Genomic DNA, 19,666 nt, shown 5'->3' with positions numbered 1-19,666 from the left:
GGTATGCTCCCGCAGACCGCCCCCGTGGCCAAGGCTCAGGAAGGTCTGTCGCGGCCGAGCACGCAGCAGAACCTCGACGACCCGGTGCGCGGCAAGGACCTCAAGGCCCGCTCCTGGGAGAAGTCGAACCCGGCCGAGAAGGCGGCGGTACGCACGGTGCGCGCCCCCAAGTGGCCCAAGGCCGGCGCCGAGCGGCTCGACGTGGGTGCGAAGACGGCCGAGGCGAAAGACCTGCCCGTCCGTATCGCCCGGGCCGGCACGAGCGGGCAAGCACCGGAGGCGGTCGAGGTCTCCGTCCAGCCCAAGGAGAAGGCTGAGGCGGCCGGGGTCGACGGGGTGCTGCTCACCCTCGCCCGCTCCGACAGCGCCTCCAAAGCCGCGCCCGTCGACCTGAGCGTCGACTACAAGGACTTCGCGGGCGCCTACGGCGGCGACTACGCCTCCCGCCTGCACCTGGTCGAGTACCCCGCCTGTGTCCTGACGACGCCCGAGCGTGCCTCCTGCCGTACCGGCACGCCCCTGAAGACGGACAACGACACCGAGCACACGACCCTCACCGCTCGCGCGACGGCCGCCCCGGACACCGAGGCCGACAGCGCGAAGGTGAGCGTCGCCGAGTCCGGCGACGGTGTGAGCGCGCTGAGCCTCAAGACCGCGCCCGAGGCGACCGTGCTCGCCGCGACCGCGGCGGACAGCGGCGGGCAGGGCGACTTCGGCGCGACCTCGCTCCAGCCGTCCTCGCAGTGGTCCGTCTCCAACTCCTCCGGTGCCTTCGTCTGGTCGTACCCGATCAGCGCGCCCCCCGTGCCGGGCGGAGCGGTCCCCTCGGTGTCGCTGGGCTACAACTCCCAGTCGGTCGACGGGCAGACCGCCACGACGAACAACCAGGGCTCGTGGATCGGTCAGGGCTTCAGCTACGAGCCGGGTTACATCGAGCGCCGGTACAAGCCGTGCGCCGACGACGGTCACGACGACACCGTCGGCGACCAGTGCTGGGCGTACGACAACGCCACCATCTCGCTGGGCAACGGCACCTCGGGTGAGCTGATCAAGGACGACAAGACCGGCGAGTGGCACGTCTCCTCCGACGACTTCTCCAAGGTCGAGAAGCTCACGGGCGCGACCAACGGCGACGACAACGGCGAGCACTGGAAGGTCACCGGGGCGGACGGCACCCAGTACTACTTCGGCCTCAACCGCCTGCCCGGCTACGTCTCCGGGGACACCGAGACCGCCTCGGCCTGGACCGTGCCCGTCTACGGCGACGACTCCGGCGAACCCTGCTACAACGCCACCTTCGCCTCCGCCTACTGCGATCAGGCGTGGCGCTGGAACCTCGACTACGTCGTCGACCCGCTGGGCAACGCCACTTCGTACTACTGGGGCAAGGAGACCAACTACTACACGCAGGGCCTGAAGACGGGCGAGAACGGCAAGCCCTACACGCGCGGCGGGTACCTCAAGCGCATCGAGTACGGGCTTCGCGAGGGCGCGGCGCACGGCACTCCGCCTGCCGCCCGGATCGTCTTCGACACCGCCGAGCGGTGCATGGGCAAGCTCACCGACTGCTCGGCCGGCGCCCTGACCGACGCCAACGCCGCGGACTGGCCGGACGTGCCGTGGGACCGCAACTGCAAGGCGGACTCGAAGTGCCCGGGGCAGAACTCCCCGACGTTCTGGACCCGCAAGCAGCTCACGAAGATCACCACCCAGGTCCGCAGCGGCGCCACGAGCTTCAAGGACGTCGACTCCTGGAGCTTCGGCCACACCTTTACCGACAACGGCGACGCCTCCGTGTCCCTGTGGCTGGACACGATCACCCAGTCCGGACTGGCCGGCACCAAGATCACCACCCCGACGATCAAGCTGTACGGGCAGCAGCTCCCCAACCGCGTCGACAAGAGCGGAGACAACATCCAGCCCTTCAACCGCTTCCGGCTCGCCGGGGTCGAGAGCGAGTCGGGCAGCATGCTGTCCGTCAACTACGCCGACCCGCAGTGCTCGGCGAGCTCCGAGCCGGTCGAGGGCAAGTCGACCGTGCGCTGCTTCCCGGTCAAGTGGAGTCCGCCGGGCGTGAAGGACCCCATCACCGAGTGGTTCCACAAGTACGTGGTCTCCCAGGTGAGCGAGACCGACCTCGTCGGCAACAGCCCCACCCAGTACACGAATTACACGTACAAGGGTGACGCGGGCTGGCGGAAGGCCAAACCGGACGGCATTGGCAAGAAGGAGGACCTCACCTGGAGCGACTGGCGCGGCTACCAGCGCGTTGTCGTGGAGACCTCCGGCGGCACGAACGACGCCGCCAACGAGAAGAGCGAACACGTCTACTTCCAGGGCCTGGACGGCGACGACATCCCCGGCGGCACCCGTTCCTCCTCGGTGACGACCTCTACGGGCGACACCATCAAGGACGACGACTGGCGCTCCGGCTTCGAGGCCGAGACCCTCACCTACAACGGCGACAAGGTCGTCTCCAAGCAGACCACCACCGCCTGGAACAAGGTCACCGCGACCCGCGCCGCCGACTGGGGCACCCGCTACGCCCGCTACGTCAAACCGGCCCGCACCGACGTCTACACGGCGCTCGCGAGCGGCGGGTGGCGGCAGACCGCGAACACCACGACCTACGACGACACCACGGGCCGGGTCGTCAAGGTCGCCGATTACGGCGAAGTCGATGTCGCCGACAACACCTGCACCACCACCCAGTACGCCGACAACGCCACCAAGCACATCTACACCGCCGTGGCACGCGTCGAGGTACTGAGCGTCGACTGCGGTACGACGCCGAGCCGCCCCAAGGACGTCATCTCCGACGACGTCACCCTCTACGACGGCACCACCACCATCGGCGCAGCCCCCACCAAGGGCCTGACCACCGCCGTCAAGCGCCTCGCCTCGTACAACGGCAGCACGCCCGTCTACCAGACGGTGACGACCGGCACCTTCGACGCCTACGGCCGTCCGCTCGTGGTCAAGGACGCGGCGGGCACCGCCACGACCAACACGTACACCGACACCAACGGTCTCGCGACCGCCAAGGTGGAGAAGAACCCGCTGGGCTGGGAGACGAGGACCGAGTACGCCCCCGAGCGCGGCCTGCCCAGCGTGCAGGTCGACCCGAACGGCAAGCGCACCGACCTCGCGTACGACAGCCTCGGCCGGCTCACCGGCGTCTGGCTGCCCGATCGCCCCCGCGCCTCGGACTTCAGCGCCTCGATCACCTACGAGTACGGCATCCACAAGCGGGACGCCCCCAACTACGTCCGCACCCGCAAGATCGAGAAGGCCGGCACGTCCTACTCGGACGAGTACACCCTCTACGACGGCCTGCTGCGCCCGCGCCAGGTGCAGACCGAGGGGCCCGACGGCGGCAGGCTGATCGCCGACACCTATTACGACGGGTCCGGGCGCACCGTCAAGGTCAACGACACCTACTACGCCTCCGGTGCCCCCAGCGCGACGCTCTTCGACCCTCGGGGCGAGGACATCGACGCCCAGACCGTCACCCAGTACGACGGTGCGAGCCGTGTCACCGCGAGCATCTTCAACGTCGCCGGGGTCGAGAAGAACCGCACGACCTACACCTACGGCGGCGACCGCGTCCACACGGACCCGCCCGAGGGGCAGACGCCGACCACCACGATCACCGACGCGCAGGACCGCACCGTCGAACTGCGTGAGTACGACAAGTCCGCGGCCCCCGTCCCGACCGGGACGGCCGCCGACTACCTCTCCACGTCGTACACCTACGATGCGGCCGACCGGCTCACCGCGGTGCAGGACGAGAGCGGCAACCGCTGGACGTACGGCTACGACCAGCGCGGCCGTCAGACCGAGGCGAACGACCCCGACACGGGCAAGACCACCACCACCTACGACGACCTCGACCGCCCCGTCTCCACCACGGACAGCCGCGGCAACGTCAACAGCACCAGCTACGACGCCATCGGACGCACCACCGCCACGTGGGAAGGCGCCCCCGACACCGGCACCAAGCTGTCGGTGAGCAAGTGGGACACCATCGCCAAGGGCGAGCTGTACGGCGAGTACACCTACAAGAACAACGCGGTCTACTCGTCGATCCTCTATCCGGTCCTCGACCAGACGTATGAGCCGACGACCGTCAAGTACTTCGTCTCCTCGACCGCTGAACCCGAGCTCGGCGGCTCCTGGGAGTTCAACACGGAGTACAACACCGACGGCACGATCCAGGGCCAGAACTTCCCCGCCGCCGGCGGCCTGCGCGGGGAGGCCGTGACCTACCAGTACGACGAGCTCCAGCGTCCCACCGCGCTCAACACATCCCTCGGCGGCCTCAGCTACGTCTCCAAGGCCACGTACTCGCCCACCAGCCAGCTCGAACAGATCGAGCTGAACACAGGCACCGCCGGCACCAAGAAGACGTGGAACACCTACGAGTACGAGCAGGGCACCAACCGGCTCCTGAGCGCCCGCGTCGATGTCGAGGGCGCCACGGCCGTGGCGTACGACGCCCGCTACACCTACGACCAGACCGGCAACGTCACCTCCATCGTCGACAAGCCGACCAACGGCACCACCGACGCCCAGTGCTTCCGCGTCGACGGCCTGCGCCGCATGACGGACGCCTGGACCTCCAAGGTTACGGCGAACGACACCGCCGGCACCGGCCAGACCAACAGCGCCTGCGCCGCCGCCCCGAGCAGCGCCAACGTCGGCGGCACGGCCCCGTACTGGAACACGTACACCTTCGACGACACCGGCAACCGCGCCACCCAGACTCGCAACGCCATCGGGAGCACGCCGAAGTCGAGCACCGTCTACACCTACGGGGAAGGCGACGCGGGGCCGCACCAGCTCACCAAGACGGTCACCGACACCGAACAGGGCGGCGGCAACCCGGCAGTCAAAGCACAGAACACCTACACCTACGACAAGGCGGGCAACACCCACCACCGTGTGCTCGGCGGTGACACCCAGACGCTGGAGTGGAACAAGCAGAACGAGCTCAGCAAGGTCACCGAGGCGGACGGCAAGGAAACCTCCTACGTCTACGACTCGTCCGGCTCCCGTCTCGTCCGCGACACCCCCGAGGAGCGCACCCTCTACCTCCCGGGCATGGAACTGAAGCTGACCAAGTCCACCGGCAAGATCACCGGCCAGCGGTACTACTCCTTCGCGGGCCAGACCATCGCCGTACGGGACGCGGACGGCGTCACCTTCCTCGCCTCCGACCAGCACGGCACCGCCGAACTCGCCATCGACCCGGTGAACGGCACCACCCAGCGCCGCCGCCTGGACCCCTTCGGCGAAGCACGCGACCAGAGCAGCAGCGAGACCGGCGCCTGGCCCACCGACAAGGGCTTCGTCGGCGGCACCAACGACACCTCCACCGGCCTGGTGAACCTCGGCGCGCGCGAATACGACCCGACCACGGGCCGCTTCCTCTCCGCCGACCCGATCATCGACTACACCGATCCGCAGCAGATCAACGGCTACGCGTACAGCCGCAACAGTCCGGTCACTTTCAGCGATCCCGACGGGCTGAAGGAGTGCGCGGACGGTGGCTGCCGGGGAGGCGCGGACTGGGTCGACCGGTCCAACGGCAACGTCTACCACCAGGTCCAGGGCCACAACGACGGCTGCGGCGGCTGCTCCGGCGCCAAGGACAGCCACAAAAACGACGCCCCGACCTCCTGGAAGATGGGCTCCTCGCCCAGCCAGATCGCTGCGGCCCGCCAGGAAGCCGAACTCAACGCCGCCCGCGAGCGCGCCGCCCGGGCGAAGGCCCGCGCGATCGCCGCGGCCAAGGAGATCGCGCAGGTCGTCGCCGACGAACTCGGCATCACCGACGCCCTCGACTGCTTCACCACCGGCTCCCTCGGCTCCTGCGGAGCCACCGCCGTCACCATGATCACCAGCTTCATCGGCGGAATGGTCGGAAAACTCGCGGCCAAATACGGCATGCCCTGGAAGTGGAAGAAGGCAGCCGCACTCGCAAAGCGCCTCTGGAAACTCGGCGATGACCTGCTGGAAGAGTCCTCTCGCTTTATAAAATCGAGTCACAGAGCGCGTGCTTTGGAGGCCGCGGAGGATGAGGCGGCCAAAGAGACAATAAAATCAAATAGCAAAAGAGGAAGAGCTGCGGAAGCCATAGTCTTGCGTAACGGAAAGGTGTATTCGGCGGCCAGTAAGAGAGGGGGTGACCGCGTGTTGCATCCAGAAGTTGCAAAGAAATTGGAGGACATTCCAGTTGGAAATCGCGGAAATGGGCACGGCAAGTGCGGTTTGCCGGCTTGCATCTCTCGGGCGCTGGATGAAGGTCAAGATGTAACGGGCGCGACTGGAGCTGCCGTTACGGTGCGGGGTATTGATAATGCCAAGCACGGGATTCCTATCGGGCCATGTGCAAGCTGTAGCGTACTCGTGAGGGACTATGGTATAGATTTCGCGACAGGCTGACGGAGGTACGCATGAATAAGTTCTCCCTTGATGGCGAAGCGCTGCGAATCCTGCAGAGTGCTGGCTGGCGTGCGGATAGAAGTGTGGATGTGAGCGGGTGGGAGGATTTGTTCCGACCTTTCGGGATCAATATGCATGCATCTGCGCGAAACTTTTTGTCCAGTTTCGGTGGGATCAGTGTAGATGTTCGGGGTCCCGGCATCTCGCGTGCGCGTGAGCCGTTCGCATTTGACCCAGCGATGTGTGTCGGAGATGAGGATCTCTATCTGGAATGGGGAGAGGAGCTCAACCGGCGGTTTTACCCGATCGGTGCGCTGGACGATGGAAGGTACGCTCTGGGGGTAGACGAGGGCGGCGGTGTCTATTCCCTCGAGTCCTGGGTGGGCTACTTCGGGCAATGGGAGAAAGGGGTGGAGTCGCTAGTGCTGGGGATTGTTGCGGCTGAAATCGCTTAGTGATCCAGCGGGATTTCGCGTCCTGACCTGGGGGTTTCGCTGGGCAGGGGAGTGTGGCGGGCCGGCGAATGGGCAGGGGCGATTTCCCGGAGACTGTCCCTGACCGTGCGACCGCGCCGCAGGCCCGTTTTTGACCTGACGGGTGGTAGGACGACCCCCGTGGTGGGCGTAAAGAGAGTTCCTCGTAGACGGGTTCACGGTCAAGATCACCAGTCCGCCAGGAGCTTTCGCGTGCTTGTCTGCCCATCCGGCATCGATCTCCAGCCGCACTCCTGCAACGCGAATTCTTTGAGAAGTGCCGAGGTGGGCTGGTTTCACCAGTTGAGCGTGGGGTGTAGCGGCTTGTCAGCGGAGGTGAGGCCCTGAGGCGGTCGTGATGGAGGCAGGGGGGAGCCGGTCAGAGCAGGTGGTCCGCCTCGCCCGCCTTGATGGCGCGGATGAGGGTGCGCAGGGAGTCTGCCGAGTCGGTGAGGGGGGTGTCCTCCTGGCCTGCGACGGCGATGTAGCCGTTGCCTTCGGTGTCGGTGCCGATGCGGAAGCAGTTGTTGCCCTCGCCGCAGAAGGGGGCTTCTTAGGTGATGTGGGGCATGGGGGAGGTGCTCCTAGAGTTCGTGGATCAGGGTTTGCATGAGGTCGCGTGTGCTTTGAGGGCTCAGACAGTTCTTTTCCATCCACCCCAAATGGGCGCGGTACTTCTCAAGTTCGGGTTGTGTGTGGACGAACCCGGGGCCGTGGGCCGTGTCGATTTGAGCGGTGTCGAGTTCGGGCACCGCGTCCTCGCAGAACAGGAGAGCGTGATCTGCCCCGGGGAGGCTGCCCGCCTCGAAGGGGATGGCTCGCAATGTCACGTCGGGGCGTTCTGACGCGGACACGAGCGCTTCGAGTTGCTTCTTCATCGTTCCGCGACCGCCGAACTGCATACGAAGCGCGGCTTCGTGGATGTAGCCGATGTAGGGACGGGCGTCCGGACCTTCGAGAACACGCGCCCGTTCCACTCGGTGCCGGACACGGATCTCGATGTCCAGGCGCGGCACAGGTGGCAGGACGGCGGCGAAAATCGCGCGTGCGTAATCCTCCGTCTGGAGCAGACCAGGCACGTGGATGCTCTGGACGGTGAGGATGCGACGGGCATGCCACTCGGCCTCTGCGACATCGAGCATTCCGGGGGACAGCGTCTCCCGATAGGACTCCCACCAGCCGCGCCGGTGCGGTGTGGCCAGCGCTATCAGGGCGCGAGTGTAGGGCGTCTCCTCCCCGACATAGGCGTTGAGCAGCACCTCGACACGTTCAGGGGTGATGTTTCGGATGGCCGACTCGATGTTCGCCAGCCTGGTGCGGTCCATCGCCAGGAGACGGCCGGCCTCGTCGGTAGTGATGCCCGCTTCTATGCGGAGTCTCCGCAACTCCGCGCCCAGGCGCCTCTGTCGCTGCGTTGACCTGCGTCGCCTTGGCATCTCCCTCTCGGCTCGACCCGCTCAGTCTGCCCTGGATTGTCACCCAGGCAAACTCGCTCTGAGTAATTGTCAAGGCGCAGTTAGTCAAATGACCCCCGTGCGGGTAGCTGACGGCCAGGCACCGAGTGCTCTCGGTCATGCCGGTGCACCGCGCCCTCCTGCCCTCCCGTCCTGGGGTCGGTGGGGGAGCGACCAGGACGGCATGCCACCGGGACCCCACCACCACCTCACCGCGCAGGAGTTCGTCATGTCGCCGCTCGTTCCGCCCGTGCCTCTCACGTTCCGGTTCGCCGCGCACCCCGCTTCCGCTCGGCCTGCCCGCCGGGCCGTCGTGGGGGCCTTGCCCGAAGGGGTCGGGAGTGGGTTGCGGGGTGATCTCGAACTCATCGCTTCCGAACTGGTCACCAACGCCTGTCGTTACGGGGCCGGTGCGCCGGAATCGCGTATTGAGGTGACGCTGTGGCCCCGCCGATGGGCACTACTGGCTCGCCGTGTCCGATCCGGGCGAGGAGGGGTTCTGCCCGAGGCTTCCCGAAGGGGAGGGTGGGCGCGGGCTGTTGCTCGTCGACAGCCTCGCCGCCGCGTGGGCCGTGCGGGAGCGGGCAGTGCGCGGGTTGTCCGTCGTCGCGGGGCTCGCTTACGAGTGGGAACAGCGGCATGGGTGGGGCCAGGGGAAGTGAGGGCGCGCGCGGGAATTCGGTACCGGAGTTGCCGCAACGTGCGTTAGGCTCCGGGCGATTCCAGGGGCACGCCCGCTCTCTCCGCGGAGCCGACTGCCGTCGGTCCCGGTGCTCTTCGCGCCGGGGCTGCGTCGACCGGTGGGAGAGGGTGTTGTGACGACCGTTCGTGCAGCAGTGCCGCGCGCGAGCAGTGCGCTTGGGGCCGCCACCGCGTGTTACGCGCTTGCCATGTCCGTGTTCGGGACGACGACCAGTCTCTTTCTCGCTGACGAGGCCGGCGCCGGGCCCGGGCGGGTGGGGTTGTACTTCGTGCTCAGCGCCGTCGTCTCCGTCGGGCTCGGGCTCACTGTCGGGCGGTGGTCGGACCGGCTTGCCGATCGCAGGAACGTGCTGGTTCTCGCGGCGCTCGCCGGGGTCGCCGGAGCGGGTGGCTTCGCGCTCGTGCGGGAGTACTGGCTCGTCTGCGCGACGGGCGCGTTGCTCGGCGGGCTCGCGCAGACCTTTGCCTCGCAAGTCTTCGCCTACGCGCGGGAGTTGTCGGAGCTGACCGGGCGGTCGCTCGCGCGGGGCACCGCCTCCGTGCGGGCCGTGTTCTCGGCCGGGTGGGTGCTCGGGCCGCCCGCCGGGCTCTTCCTGCTCACGCGGACGGGGTTCGGGACGCTGTACGCGGGCCTCGCCGCGCTTCTCCTGCTCGCCGCGCTCCTCGCCCGATGGGTGCTGCCGCGCGTTCCCCGCGCGCGGACACCCGCCACCGGCCTGCGCCAAGCGCTTGCCCAAGTCCCGCGCCCCACCTGGCTCTTGCTCGGCGCCGCCACGGCCGTCAACGTCGCAGACGGCATGTACCTCATCGCGCTCGCCCCGCACGTCACGCTCGACCTCGACCTGAGTCCCGCGCTCGTCGGCGTGCTCGCGGGGACGTGCGCGGCGCTGGAGATACCGGTGCTCGTCGGCGTGGGCAGGCTCGTCGGGAGGCTCGGCGAGGAACGGCTCGTGCGGGGTGCCGCCGTGCTCGCGGCGGGGTTCTTCGTCCTCATGCCGTTCGCTGCGTCCGGCCCGTACCTGCTCCTCCTCCAGGTGCCCAACGCGCTGTGGACCGCCGTGCTCGCGAGCCTGCCCATGGTCCTCGTGCAGCGCGAGATCCCGGGCGGGGCGGGGACGGCCGCCGCGCTCTTCTCGGCGACCTTCCCCGTCGCCCAGCTCCTCTCCGGCGCCCTCACGGGGCTCGTCGCCGCCCGCACCGGCTACGGCGGCACCTTCTGGTGCGGCGCGGTGCTGTGCGCCCTGGCGTGCGTGCTCCTGCGGGCGCGGCGCGAGGCGTGAGGGAGCGGCACGGCGGGTCCCCCGTACCAGCGGCTACCGCGCGCGTTCCTCGCCGGAGGGCTCGATCGCCGTGGACGGCGCGAGTGCCGCCGTCGGCTCGAAGTCCTCGGACGGGCCGAAGACGATGTCCAGGACGTGGCTCATGCGGACGTCGTAGGTGTGGGTGCCGGGGGTGACGAGTTGTTCGGCCCTGTCGTACTTCCAGCCGTTGTTCACGCCCTGGTAGTGGCGGTGGTGGACGCGGTCGTTCTTCTGCGCGTTCGAGCCCGCGACGCTGTGCACGCGCCACTGCGTGGAGCGCCAGTCGACGATGCCGGGCAGGACCGCCCACTTGACCGTGGTGGTGCCCTTGGCGCGGTGCCGGTAGTCGGTGAAACGGCGCTGGCGCGCGGGGTCCATGGGCTCCGCCGTCGCCTTGGCGATCCAGCGGCCGTCGAACATCACGGCGCCCGCCTCCGACTCCTCCGCGTGGTCGAAGACCGAGCGCGCGTCGTCGCACAGGACCAGTTCGTCGATGTCGACGCTGACGACGCCGGCCGCCCGGGAGAGGTAGCGGAAGCGGCCGTGCTCCAGGAGCCCGTACTGGCAGTAGTCCGAGTCCCAGACCTCGTTCGGGCCGCAGTTGGGGCCCCAGGGGTAGCGCCAGTCCACGACGACGGCCGTCGTGATGCCCTCCACCGCCGCGATCGCGTCGGCCACGTCCTGCGGGGTGTAGCGCGTCGAGTTGTTGTCGTAGAAGACGACCCCCGTCACGCCGTGGACGAGGTGGTAGTACTGGAGGAAGTCCTGAATCCAGACCAGGTCGTTGTCCTTGGACTTCGTGATGATCGTCCGCTGTCCCGCGAAGAGAGCGGACTCGTCCGGTGCGATCTCCGCGCTGAACCGCTCGTCGCCGAGGCCCAGGGTCAGGCGCTGCCCCGGACCCGTGTCCCTGATGCGGGAGCGCTGGGTCCTGCCCCAGTCGGAGAGCGAGACGGCCGCGCCGACGTCCTTGCCGTCCACCCGCCAATCCGCCTTCTCCAGCGGCTCTTTGAGGTTGTTGAGCGGCGGTCCCGAGAGCCAGACGTCCCCGTCCAGCCGGAACGCGTCGTAGAACAGGGTCCGGCTGTCGAACTTCTCCAGGTAGTCCGGCTGTTGGTCCTCCGGCTTGCGCGGCGGCACGCGGCGCAGCGGGGAGTCCTCGGGGAGCGTGATCCCCGAGGGCCGTACGACCTTCACGGTCTTCTGCTCCGGCTGCCCGACCGAGCGGCGTACGTCCCAGGCGGCGCGCGCCTCGCGGAGCGGCTGGAGGAACGCGTCGAGCGTGAGCGCGCCCGGGGGGCGGGCGCGCTCCGCCTCCAGGCGGGTGAGGCGGCGGTCGAGCGCCGCGAGGTCGGCGGGCGGCGTGGTCGTCTCCGTCTCGTTCGCCGGTCCGGTTCCTGTCTCGCCGAAGGCTCCAGTGGTCACGTTCGCTCCTGTTCCGGAGAGCGCCCCTCCCGGCCCGGTGCGCGCGGAGCGCACCGGTAGGAGGGCGCGGGGAGAGGGTCGGGTCGTGCGTCCCACTGATAGCGCCGCCGCGTGCGGTCGGCACGGCGGGCGGGGGCGGGGAGGTCCGATCGGGGGAACCGGGCGGGGCGTGGGGGTGAATTCCCGCGCGGGCGCGGCGCGGGGGCGCCGGGGGGTACGGGATTGCCTCGTACGGGGCCGGGGCGGCGAGCCCGCGCGCCTACGCGGCCGGGCCGGCGAGCCCGCGTGCCGTCTCGCTCTCGCCCGTGACCCGTACGCGTCCCTCCTTGACCGCCTCCGGCAGCGTCAGCGTGCCCTCGCCCAGGGCGCGGCACGTGTCGGCGTCCATGTGCAGGCGCGCGTCCGGGGCCTCGGCGGGGCCCTCGGCGTAGGGCGGGAGGGTGTCGGGGGTGTGCGGGCGGAGGTGGAAAAGGCCCTCGGGGAGTTCGATCTCGATGACGGCCGGGCCCGAGAGCGTGGCGGCGAGCGGGGTGAGGAGGGGAAGCGCGAGCCAGTGGGCGCGTACCGCGTCGGTGGGGCGGCGCTCGGTGAGGTCGGGGGCGCCCCAGGCCGCGAGCGCGGTGAGCACGGGCAGCAGCTCGCGGCCCCGGGCGGTCAGCTCGTAGACCGAGGCGGAGGAGGGGGCGGGGAGCTTGCGGCGGGTCGCGAGGCCGTCGCGCTCCATGTCGCGCAGCCGGGTCGCGAGCATGTCGGTGCTCACGCCGGGGAGGTCGGCGAGCAGATCGGTGTAGCGGCGCGGCCCCGCGAGCAGTTCCCGTACCACCAGCAGGCTCCAGCGGTCGCCGACCGAGTCGAGGGCGCGCGAGACCGCGCAGTACTGGTCGTAGCTCCGGCGGCGGGGCTGCGGCTGCCGGGTCTGCGTCTGTCGGGTCTGCGTCTGACGTGGCATGAGTCGCAGTCTAGACACAGGGTTGGACTTTCCAAGTGCCCGCTTGGTAAAACCAAGCATCACAGTTTCCGTGGAGGCATCGATGGAGTTCCGGCAGTCGAACAAGCTGAACGGGGTCTGCTACGAGATCCGGGGCCCGGTGATCGAGCAGGCGAACGCGCTGGAGGAGGCGGGCCACAGCGTGCTGCGGCTCAACACGGGCAATCCCGCGCTCTTCGGCTTCGAGGCGCCGGAGGAGATCGTCCAGGACATGATCCGGATGCTCCCGCAGGCGCACGGCTACACCGACTCGCGCGGTGTCCTCTCCGCGCGCCGCGCCGTCGCCCAGCGGTACCAGGCGCTCGGCGTCGAGGGTGTCGGCGTCGACGACGTGTGGCTCGGCAACGGGGTCTCCGAACTCATCACGATGGCCGTGCAGGCGCTCGTCGAGGACGGCGACGAAGTCCTCGTGCCCGCACCGGACTTCCCGCTGTGGACGGCCGTCGTCACGCTCTCGGGCGGCAAGGCCGTGCACTACGTGTGCGACGAGTCCGCCGAGTGGAACCCGGACCTCGCCGACATGGAGTCCCGGATCACCGACCGCACGAAGGCGATCGTCCTCATCAACCCCAACAACCCCACGGGGGCGGTGTATCCGAAGGAGATCGTCGAAGGCGTGCTCGATCTCGCGCGGCGCCACGGGCTGATGATCCTCGCCGACGAGATCTACGACCAGATCCTCTACGACAACGAAGTGCACCACAGCGCGGCGGCGTTGGGGCCCGACGTGGTCGTCCTCACCTTCAGCGGGCTCTCCAAGACGTACCGCGTCGCCGGGTTCCGGTCCGGGTGGCTCGTCGTGAGCGGGCCCCGGCAGCACGCGCGGGACTACCTGGAGGGGCTCCAGATGCTCGCCTCGATGCGGCTCTGCGCGAACGCGCCCGCGCAGTACGCGATTCAGGCGGCGCTCGGGGGGCGGCAGTCCATTCGCGAACTCACCGCGCCGGGCGGGCGGTTGCGGGAGCAGCGGGACCGGGCCTGGGAGAAGCTGAACGAGATCCCCGGGGTGAGTTGCGTGAAGCCGAAGGGGGCGCTGTACGCGTTTCCGCGGATCGATCCGGCGGTGCATCCGATCGTGGACGACGAGCGGTTCGTGCTGGACCTGTTGCTGCGGGAGAAGATCCAGGTGGTGCAGGGGACGGGGTTCAACTGGGGGCGGCCTGATCACTTCAGGATTCTGACCTTGCCGTACGCGGATGATCTGGAATCGGCGATCGGGCGGATCGGGCGGTTTCTGGCGGGGTACCGGCAAGCGGTTTGAGTGGGGCCGGGGCGCGGGCTCGGCCTCGCGGGGCTCCGCCCCGGGCCCCGATTCAGGGCTCCGCCCCGGGCCCCGCTCCTCAAGCGCCGGAGGGGCTGCATTTTTCGGCCCGGGGGGAGGGCTGGCCCGGATCGCGGTGCGCCTCGCGGGGCTCCGCCCCGAACCCCGCTTCTCAATCGCCGGAGGGGCTTGGTTTCGTGGCCATTCCCGTCTTCAGCCCCGCCCCGCACAGCGGGATCACCGCCTCCGCCTCTCCCACCGCCCCCTCCCGGACCGCCGCCCAGCACGCCACTCCCGTTGTCTCCACGTACAGGCCCTGGCGGGCCAGGTCCGCCTGGGCGGGGGCGAGGGCTGATTCCGGGACCGTGTGGAAGGCGCCGCCTGTGGCGCGGACCGCCGCCAGGAGTTGCCGGGCGCGGGGTGGGCGGGGGATCGCGATGCCCTCGGCCAGGGTGGGGGTGGCGGGGGTGTCGTCGGTGATGTCGTCCAGACCTTCGCGCCACGCCTTCGCCAGCGGGGAGACCGCCTCGGCCTGGACGGCGTGCAGGGCCGGGCGGCGGGGGATCAGGCCCGCCCCGTACAGCTCCTCGATCGCCAGGTGCGCGCCGAGCAGCAGCGTGCCGTTGCCGACCGGGACCACGAGCGCCTCGGGGAGCCGGCCGCCGAGTTGTTCCCACAGCTCGTGCGCGTACGTCTTCGTGCCCTGCGTGAAGTACGGGTGGAAGACGTGGCTCGCGTAGAAGACGCCGGGCTCGTCAGCGGCGGCGCGGGCCGCGCGAGCCGTCGCCTCGCGGTCGCCGGGGACGCGGACGACGCGGGCGCCGTGCGCGGCGATCTGCTCCGTCTTCTTCGGGGACGTCGACTCCGGTACGTACACCGTGCACCGCAGTCCCGCGCGGGCGCAGTAAGCCGCCACGGACGTACCGGCGTTGCCGCTGCTGTCCGCCAATACCTCGCGTGCGCCGAGTCGTTGGGCCAGCCCCACGAGGAGAACAGCGCCCCGGTCCTTGAACGAGAGCGTCGGCATGAGGAAGTCCAGCTTCGCCGAGACCCGTTCGGTCAGCCGCACGAGCGGGCTGCCGCCCTCGCCGAGCGAGATCCCGGGCGCCGCGGGCGGCAGGACGTCCGCGTACCGCCACAGTGACGTGGCGGGACCGGCGGGGACCTCGGGCACGGGGTGGAAATCGAGGTCCAGCGGGCCCGCGCAGAGCGGGCAGCACCAGGCCGGGTCCGCGAGCGGGACGCGGGTGCCGTCGCGGGGGCAGAGGCGGTCGGGCAGGTCGGCGGGACGCGGTGCGGCGGAAGTCATGGGAGTGAGCCTAGAAGCGGAGGAGCCCCACGCTGTGTGAGGGGCAACTTCCCCGCGCGGGTTTTCCGGCGGCCTTTAGCGGACAGGAAGTCCCTGCGCAAAGCCTCTTCATCACATCGGGTGAAACTTTGGCCTCCGCTTGCGGGCGACAACTTTCGGTTGCCACGCTGTGGCCGTCTGTCAACCTGATCGGAGTGGCTTGTGACTTTCGGTGAGCAGCCGGCGTATCTGCGGGTCGCGGGCGATCTCCGGCAGAAGATCGTCGACGGTTCGCTCCCGCCGCACACCCGGCTTCCCTCGCAGGCGCGCATCCGCAAGGAGTACGGGGTCTCGGACACCGTGGCCCTGGAGGCGCGCAAGGTGCTGATGGCCGAGGGGCTCGTGGAGGGGCGATCGGGCTCGGGGACGTACGTACGCGAGCGCCTCGAACCGCGCCGGATCGCGCGCTCGGGCTTCCGCGCCCCGGCCGGGGCCTCGACCGCGTTCCGGCAGGAGCAGGCCGCGGAGGGGGTGCAGGGCTCCTGGGACGCGAGCAGCGCGCAGGAGCCCGCGCCCGAGGACATCGCGGAACGGCTCGGGACCGAGCCGGGCGAGCGCCTCATGCGCACCCGCTACGTCTTCCGCGAGTCCGGGCGGCCGATGATGCTCTCCACCTCCTGGGAGCCGCTCTCGCTCACGGGCCGGACGCCCGTCATGCTGCCGGAGGAGGGGCCGCTCGGCGGCTGCGGCGTCGTGGAGCGCATGGCGGCGATCGAGACCGTCGTCGACAACGTGGTCGAGGAGGTCGGCGCGCGGCCCGGGCTCGCCGAGGAACTGGCCCTGCTCGGCGGGGTCCCCGGACACGTCGTCATCGTCATCTCCCGTACGTACTACGCCTCCCAGCGCGCCGTGGAGACCGCCGACCTCGTCGTCCCCGCCGACCGCTACCGCCTCGCCTACCATCTGCCGGTCCGCTAGGCTCCACCCCTCACGCCAAGTTCCCTCGGCGGGAGGCGCGTTGACCGTGTGCGCCCCCGTGCGACCCCCGGATTCCCGGGCGGGGACGGCCGGTTCGCCTTCTCGTATCGTGCCAACTCGCATGCGGTGCGTGAAGGCGAGGGGTAGGGTCGGGCATATGCGAAACGGAGTTTCCACGGGGGGCGTCGCCAGGGTGGGACGTCAGGTCCGCAGGGCCGGCACGGCCGATCCCGTCGCCTCGCTGCCCTGGCAGTTGATACGGCGGGACAACGGCGAAGAGGACAGCTACCGCGTCGCCAGCTACGCCACCCGCGCCGAGGCCGAGCGCCGCGCCGACGGCCTCAACGCCCGCGTCCCCGCGCCCCGCGCGCTCTACGTGGTCGAGCACGCCGACGACCGGCCCCGCCCCGAAGGCGTCATCGGCAGCCTGGACGAGGACCCGCTCGGCTAGCCCGCCGGACCGCCGGACCGCCGGACCGCCGGACCGCCGGATCGCTGGATCGCCGTGCGCCGACGGCAGGCCATAGAGTCGTCCGCCGGACGGACGGCGCCGACCGGGGCGCGGACCGGCGAGGAGGGGCGCGAGCGGTGCTGATCGACACGGTGGCCTGGGTGCGGGTCGAGGGCGGGCGCGTGCTGTGCGCGCGGCCCCGCGGCAAGGACGTCTTCTACGTGCCGGGCGGCAAGCGCGAGCCCGGCGAGAGCGACGTCGAGGTCCTGCTGCGCGAGGCGGAGGAGGAGCTGACGGTACGGCTCGACGCCGCGAGCGCGCGCCACCTCGGCACGTACGAGGCCGAGGTGCCGGAGTCGCCCGGGACGCGAGTGCGGATGAGCTGCTGGACCGCCGAGCACAGCGGGGACATCGCGCCGAGCAGCGAGATCGAGGAGATCGCCTGGTTCACGCTCGCCGACCGCGCCGAGGTCCCGCCCGTCGACCGCCTCCTCTTCGACGAACTCGCCCGGCGCGGACTGCTCGCCTGACGGCGTCCCGTACGGGCGGCTCCGCCGGCAGCCGCCCACGCCGGCCTCCGGCCGCCTCCCGCCGCCCCTCCGTGCCTGCCCCTCCTCCCCACCTTCCTCCCCGTCCACCGGGCGGGCTCCCCGTGCTGCGCCATTCGTGCCAACCCGCAGGGAAGTACGCGTGATCCCGTCTGAAAAGCGTGGCTCGGGGCTATTGATGGCGCAAGGGATTCTCCGCCAAGGGTCTTCTACGGTCTTTCTGGGGAAGTGATCGTCTTGATCGACACCGAGGGCGTGTGCGCCGAGTGGACCTTTCCGGCTGAGCCCGGGGTGGCGCGCAGGGCCAGGGACCTGACCCGCGAGCGCCTCACCGACTGGGGTCTCGCCGCGATGACCGACGTGACGATTCTCGTCGTCAGCGAACTCGTCACCAACTCCCTCAGATACGCCCACGGCCCCATCGGCCTGCGCCTCTCGCGCCGCAGGGACAGCCTCTTCGTCGAGGTCTCCGATCCGGTCACGCAGGGCCCGCGCGAACGCAGACCCCGCCACGACGAGGAACGCGGGCGCGGCATCCGGCTGCTCAGCAGACAGTCGCGGAACTGGGGGACGAGCGTGGACCCCGCCCGCACCGGCAAGACGGTGTGGTGCGAGCTGCCCATCCCGGTCGTCTGACCGCGTACGACGCCCGCGCGCAGGACGCCTCCGCATACGACGCCCCCCGCGTCGGCCCCTCGCCGCGCACCGCCTGAACCTCCGTACGAATTCCGCGCATTCGTCGCTTCCGTACGGCGCGAAAACGGCGGTACGCACGTGCCGTGTGCGCCCCCGTGCCCCCGCACGCCTCCCCGCTTGCCGCCGCGCGCGCCTGTTCGCGCTCCTGTGCGACCCGCGCGAATCGCGCCGCGTGCGCGCCCGCCGTCGCGCCCTCCTCCGCGCGCGGCGGGACGACTGTGCGACGCGGGTGCGCAGCACGGACGTACGAGGCGGATTAGAGGAGGGGGCGGCTGGTTAGGAGAGAGGAAGTGTCGATCTCCAGGTCAGAGCCCAGGACGGAAACCGGGGCCGCGCGCGCGTGGGCGTGCGCGGCTGCCTTCGCGTGCGCGGGCGTGTGCGGGGCGGGGGCCGGAAAGCGTCGGGATCGGCCGGTGATCGTGAAGGCCGTTGGGTGTCGCGCCGCGGTACTGGATACTGCGGGGAGCCGCCGCCCGGAGCGCCCCCCGGTCGCGGTGGGCTGGAGGGGACGGTACGCGTGAGCGAGATACCTGCGAGGGCGGCGGGCCCCCGCCGTACCCCGGACGAGATCGTGTGGCAGAGCAGCCCGCCGGGCTCCATCTACGACTACATCAAGGTCGCCGCCTTCTCGATAGGGCCGGACGGCACCGTCGACCAGTGGAGCGAGCGGGCCGAACGGCTCTTCGGCCTCTGCGCCGAGGACGTCGTGGGCCGCGATCCCGTGGCGGCCTTCGTGCCGCCGAGGCTGCACGGCCAGGGGCATCGCAAGCTCGCCGAGATCCTCGACGGCCGCGAGTGGACGGGGATCGTCCCCTTCCGGTTGCCCGCCAGAAAGGCTCCCGCCGCCCGTGACACCACGCTGGGTGAGGGGCCCGATCCCGTCCCCGCCGAGCCGGGTTCCGGGGGTGCGGGGCCCGGTTCCGGTGCCGCTGAACCGGCTTCGCGACGCCTTCCCGCGCAGGAGGGCATCGCGGAGATCTACGTCATGCCCACCCGTACCGAGGACGGCGATCCGGCGGCGGTCTGTATCGCGGTGGACGTGCGCACGCTGCGCGGTATCGAAACGGACCTCGCCGCCTCGCAGGCGATTTTCGGCCAATCTCCCTTCGGTTTCGTGCTCTTCGGAACCGATCTTCGGATACGGAGGGTGAACGAGCGGTTCGCTTCCGTCTTCGGCCGCCCGCCCGCCTCGCACCAGGGGCGCGGCGCGGGGGACTACCTCGTACCGGCGGAGCGCGAACGGCTGGAGGCCGCGCTGCGGCACGTCCTGGAGAAGGGTGGCGCGCTCAACGACCTCAGCCTCACGGGGACGCCCCCCGGTGAGACCCAGCCCCGGCACTGGTCGCTCGACCTGTACCGCGTGCACAGCGGTACGGGCCGCCCGCTCGGCGTCGCCGCGCTCGCGACCGACGTGACCCGGCGCCAGGCCGCCGCGCGGGAGGCCGCGAGCGCCCGGCGCAACCTGGCCCTGCTCAACGAGGCCGGCTCGCGCATCGGCAACTCGCTCGACCTGGAGACCACCGCGCGCGAACTCCTCGACGTCGCCGTCCCCGGCTTCTGCGACCTCGCCTCGGTCGACCTCTACCAGGCGCTGCTCCTCGGCGACGAGCAGGCGCCCGGGATGGCGGACGGCAGCGCGGAGCTGCGCCGGGTC

The 19,666-nt window shown here is 70.2% G+C and carries 14 protein-coding genes and 1 pseudogene; 10 read left to right on the top strand and 5 right to left on the bottom strand.

All coding sequences use genetic code 11. The annotated features are described in order from the left end of the window. Positions 1-3 precede the first annotated feature (3 nt). Together G3I42_RS23975 and G3I42_RS23970 are read left to right on the top strand one after the other, a co-directional pair. Complete coding sequence (locus G3I42_RS23975) at positions 4-6,447, top strand: RHS repeat-associated core domain-containing protein (protein ID WP_239096634.1); 6,444 nt, start codon at positions 4-6, stop codon at positions 6,445-6,447. Between the two features lie 11 nt (positions 6,448-6,458). Continuing rightward, positions 6,459-6,902, top strand: coding sequence for an SUKH-3 domain-containing protein (locus G3I42_RS23970; protein ID WP_164289176.1), 444 nt, complete (start codon positions 6,459-6,461; stop codon positions 6,900-6,902). A 397-nt stretch (positions 6,903-7,299) separates the two neighbouring features. On the opposite strand, the pseudogene G3I42_RS37790 reads toward G3I42_RS23970, so the two are convergent. Beyond that, positions 7,300-7,491: pseudogene (locus tag G3I42_RS37790) on the bottom strand (hypothetical protein). 13 nt (positions 7,492-7,504) lie between these two features. After that, the gene (locus tag G3I42_RS23965) at positions 7,505-8,356 is read right to left on the bottom strand and encodes a helix-turn-helix transcriptional regulator (RefSeq protein ID WP_164289174.1); all 852 of its coding nucleotides are present in this window, start codon (positions 8,354-8,356) and stop codon (positions 7,505-7,507) included. On the opposite strand from G3I42_RS23965, the gene G3I42_RS38470 reads away from it, so the two are divergent. Continuing rightward, positions 8,277-9,083 (top strand): ATP-binding protein, encoded by an 807-nt coding sequence (locus tag G3I42_RS38470; protein WP_343244643.1) that lies wholly within the window; start codon positions 8,277-8,279, stop codon positions 9,081-9,083. The genes G3I42_RS23965 and G3I42_RS38470 overlap by 80 nt on opposite strands. Before the next feature lie 61 nt (positions 9,084-9,144). Then, positions 9,145-10,356, top strand: coding sequence for an MFS transporter (locus G3I42_RS23960; RefSeq protein ID WP_343244642.1), 1,212 nt, complete (start codon positions 9,145-9,147; stop codon positions 10,354-10,356). A 33-nt stretch (positions 10,357-10,389) separates the two neighbouring features. Here G3I42_RS23960 and G3I42_RS23955 read toward each other — a convergent pair whose 3' ends face one another. Together G3I42_RS23955 and G3I42_RS23950 are read right to left on the bottom strand one after the other, a co-directional pair. Then, on the bottom strand, positions 10,390-11,802 hold the full coding sequence (locus G3I42_RS23955) for a capsule biosynthesis protein CapZ (RefSeq protein ID WP_164289170.1): 1,413 nt from the start codon (positions 11,800-11,802) through the stop codon (positions 10,390-10,392). A gap of 259 nt (positions 11,803-12,061) precedes the next feature. Then, positions 12,062-12,751: a helix-turn-helix domain-containing protein gene (locus tag G3I42_RS23950; protein WP_164289168.1), complete on the bottom strand. Its 690-nt coding sequence runs from the start codon at positions 12,749-12,751 to the stop codon at positions 12,062-12,064. Between the two features lie 82 nt (positions 12,752-12,833). Here G3I42_RS23950 and G3I42_RS23945 point away from each other — a divergent pair, with 82 nt between their 5' ends. After that, on the top strand, positions 12,834-14,051 hold the full coding sequence (locus tag G3I42_RS23945) for a pyridoxal phosphate-dependent aminotransferase (protein ID WP_164289190.1): 1,218 nt from the start codon (positions 12,834-12,836) through the stop codon (positions 14,049-14,051). A 172-nt stretch (positions 14,052-14,223) separates the two neighbouring features. Here the strand turns inward: G3I42_RS23945 and G3I42_RS23940 are convergent, their stop codons facing one another. Then, positions 14,224-15,360: a threonine synthase gene (locus G3I42_RS23940; protein WP_164289167.1), complete on the bottom strand. Its 1,137-nt coding sequence runs from the start codon at positions 15,358-15,360 to the stop codon at positions 14,224-14,226. 201 nt (positions 15,361-15,561) lie between these two features. Here G3I42_RS23940 and G3I42_RS23935 point away from each other — a divergent pair, with 201 nt between their 5' ends. The 5 genes from G3I42_RS23935 to G3I42_RS23915 all read left to right on the top strand — a co-directional run. Continuing rightward, complete coding sequence (locus G3I42_RS23935; RefSeq protein ID WP_164289165.1) at positions 15,562-16,317, top strand: GntR family transcriptional regulator; 756 nt, start codon at positions 15,562-15,564, stop codon at positions 16,315-16,317. Positions 16,318-16,474: 157 nt separating this feature from the next. Beyond that, positions 16,475-16,768: a hypothetical protein gene (locus tag G3I42_RS23930; RefSeq protein WP_203607241.1), complete on the top strand. Its 294-nt coding sequence runs from the start codon at positions 16,475-16,477 to the stop codon at positions 16,766-16,768. Between the two features lie 137 nt (positions 16,769-16,905). Further along, positions 16,906-17,298 (top strand): NUDIX domain-containing protein, encoded by a 393-nt coding sequence (locus G3I42_RS23925; RefSeq protein ID WP_164289163.1) that lies wholly within the window; start codon positions 16,906-16,908, stop codon positions 17,296-17,298. Between the two features lie 246 nt (positions 17,299-17,544). Continuing rightward, a complete protein-coding gene (locus G3I42_RS23920) occupies positions 17,545-17,952 on the top strand; it encodes an ATP-binding protein (RefSeq protein ID WP_009068485.1) in 408 nt (135 codons plus the stop codon). A gap of 577 nt (positions 17,953-18,529) precedes the next feature. Beyond that, a partial coding sequence (locus G3I42_RS23915; protein ID WP_343244641.1) for a PAS domain-containing protein occupies positions 18,530-19,666 on the top strand: 1,137 nt, incomplete at its 3' end.

Origin of the sequence: Streptomyces sp. SID11385, assembly GCF_010548245.1 — a bacterium.
GTDB lineage: Bacteria > Actinomycetota > Actinomycetes > Streptomycetales > Streptomycetaceae > Streptomyces.
The sequence above is the reverse complement of the archived record's forward strand: the minus strand, read 5'-3'. Positions and strand labels throughout refer to the sequence as shown.

What these genes read in the sequence shown, in the direction of transcription:
- G3I42_RS23965 (WP_164289174.1), bottom strand. Translation starts at nt 8,356, where the DNA reads ATGCCAAGGCGACGCAGGTCAACGCAGCGACAGAGGCGCCTGGGCGCG.
- G3I42_RS23975 (WP_239096634.1), top strand. Translation starts at nt 4, where the DNA reads ATGCTCCCGCAGACCGCCCCCGTGGCCAAGGCTCAGGAAGGTCTGTCG.
- G3I42_RS23950 (WP_164289168.1), bottom strand. Translation starts at nt 12,751, where the DNA reads ATGCCACGTCAGACGCAGACCCGACAGACGCAGACCCGGCAGCCGCAG.
- G3I42_RS38470 (WP_343244643.1), top strand. Translation starts at nt 8,277, where the DNA reads ATGCCCGCTTCTATGCGGAGTCTCCGCAACTCCGCGCCCAGGCGCCTC.
- G3I42_RS23945 (WP_164289190.1), top strand. Translation starts at nt 12,834, where the DNA reads ATGGAGTTCCGGCAGTCGAACAAGCTGAACGGGGTCTGCTACGAGATC.
- G3I42_RS23940 (WP_164289167.1), bottom strand. Translation starts at nt 15,360, where the DNA reads ATGACTTCCGCCGCACCGCGTCCCGCCGACCTGCCCGACCGCCTCTGC.
- G3I42_RS23970 (WP_164289176.1), top strand. Translation starts at nt 6,459, where the DNA reads ATGAATAAGTTCTCCCTTGATGGCGAAGCGCTGCGAATCCTGCAGAGT.
- G3I42_RS23930 (WP_203607241.1), top strand. Translation starts at nt 16,475, where the DNA reads ATGCGAAACGGAGTTTCCACGGGGGGCGTCGCCAGGGTGGGACGTCAG.